Source organism: Mesorhizobium sp. M7A.F.Ca.US.014.04.1.1 (assembly GCF_003998745.1).
Classification (GTDB): Bacteria; Pseudomonadota; Alphaproteobacteria; order Rhizobiales; family Rhizobiaceae; genus Mesorhizobium; species Mesorhizobium ciceri.
Genome location: NZ_RZRW01000829.1, coordinates 1 through 1871, shown reverse-complemented (window position 1 = coordinate 1871; position 1871 = coordinate 1). Strand labels below are relative to the sequence as shown.

Below are 1871 nucleotides of genomic sequence, written 5' to 3'. Positions count from 1 at the left end.
GCACTTTGCCGCCCATGTGAAAGCGCCCGCGCTCCTGGCGCAGAATTTCGCCCGGGCACTACCGGCAGGGCAGGAGGGCCTGATCGTCAACATGATAGACCAGCGCGTCTGGCGGCCGACGCCGCGCTACTTCTCCTATGCACTGTCCAAATCGACGCTGTGGACAGCCACCCAGATGATGGCGCAAGCGCTCGGTCCCCGCGTCCGCGTCAATGCCATCGGCCCGGGGCCGACATTGAAGAACGCGCGTCAGGACGACAGCGATTTTGCAGCCCAAGTCGATGGCTTGATCCTCAAGCGCGGCCCGGAATTGCCGGAATTCGGCGCCACTATCCGCTATCTCTGGGAAGCGCGCTCGGTCACCGGCCAGATGATCGCGCTTGATGGCGGCCAGCATCTTGCGTGGCAGACGCCCGATGTGACAGGCATGACGGAATGAGTCCTGTAGACCACAAAAGCAAGCCGCGCGGCGGCACCGACGATCTGCCCCCCGATATCGACCTCGAGGACGAGGCGGTCGAGGAAATCGTTGAAACCGTCGGTCCCGATGTCGCCTTCACCGCCATCGACTGGACGCCGCATGCCGGCGACGCGGAAGGCATGATCGGCGCCGAGGTGATCCAGACGCTGGTCAAGCGGCTGCCCAACGCGCCCGGCGTCTACCGCATGATGAACGCTGCCGGCGATGTGCTCTATGTCGGCAAGGCACGCAGCCTGAAGAAGCGCGTCACCAACTACGCGCAAGGCCGCTTCCACACCACCCGCATCGGCCGCATGGTGCGCGAAACGTCGACGATGGAGTTCGTCGTCACCCGCACCGAGATCGAAGCGCTGCTGCTCGAAGCCAATCTTATCAAGCGCTTGCGGCCGCGATTCAACGTCCTGATGCGCGACGACAAGTCGTTTCCCTATATCCTCTTGACCGGCGACCATGTCTCGCCGGGCATCTACAAGCATCGCGGCGCGCGCTCGCGCAAAGGCGATTATTTCGGTCCCTTTGCTTCGGCCGGTGCCGTTGGCCGCACCATCAACTCGCTGCAGCGCGCCTTTCTGCTGCGCAGTTGCACCAACTCGTTCTACGAGAACCGCACGCGGCCATGCCTGCTTTATCAGATCAAGCGCTGCGCCGGTCCCTGCACCGGCGAGGTCTCGCACCAGGACTATGCCGAGCTGGTCAATGAGGCGAAGGACTTCTTGTCCGGCCGCAGCCAGAAGGTGAAGACGGAAATCTCGGCCGCCATGCAGCAAGCGTCGGAAGCTCTCGATTTCGAGCGCGCCGCGATCTATCGCGACCGGTTGGCGGCCCTGTCGCATGTGCAGAGCCACCAGGGCATCAATCCGGCGACCGTCGACGAAGCCGATGTCTTCGCCATCCATCAGGAAGGCGGCCAGGTCTGTATCCAGGTGTTCTTTTTCCGCACCGGCCAGAACTGGGGCAACCGCGCCTATTTCCCCAAGGCCGATCCGGCGTTGGAAGCAGCCGAGGTGCTGGGCTCGTTCCTGGCGCAGTTCTATGACGACAAGCCGACGCCGCGGAACATTCTTCTGTCGCATGGCGTCGAGGATCAGGAATTGCTGGCCGAGGCGCTCTCCACCCGCGCCGGCCGCAAGGTCGCAATCTCCGTGCCGCAGCGCGGCGAGAAGAAGGACCTGACCGACAACGCTTTGCAGAATGCCCGCGAAGCGCTCGGACGCCGGCTGGCTGAAACCTCCACCCAGGGACGCCTGCTTGCCGGTTTCGCCGAGACATTCGGCCTGCCGAAGCCGCCAGTGCGCATCGAGGTCTACGACAATTCGCACATCATGGGCACCAATGCCGTCGGCGCCATGGTCGTTGCCGGACCGGAGGGGTTCGTGAAGAACCAGTACCG

The 1871-nt window shown here is 63.7% G+C and carries 2 protein-coding genes; both read left to right on the top strand.

The window, feature by feature from the left end; translation table 11 throughout:
* The coding region (locus EOA22_RS32010; RefSeq protein WP_127390525.1) for an SDR family oxidoreductase at window positions 1–439 on the top strand (439 nt) is incomplete at its 5' end.
* A partial coding sequence (uvrC, locus tag EOA22_RS32005) for an excinuclease ABC subunit UvrC (protein WP_127390524.1) occupies window positions 436–1871 on the top strand: 1436 nt, incomplete at its 3' end. The genes EOA22_RS32010 and uvrC, both read left to right, overlap by 4 nt.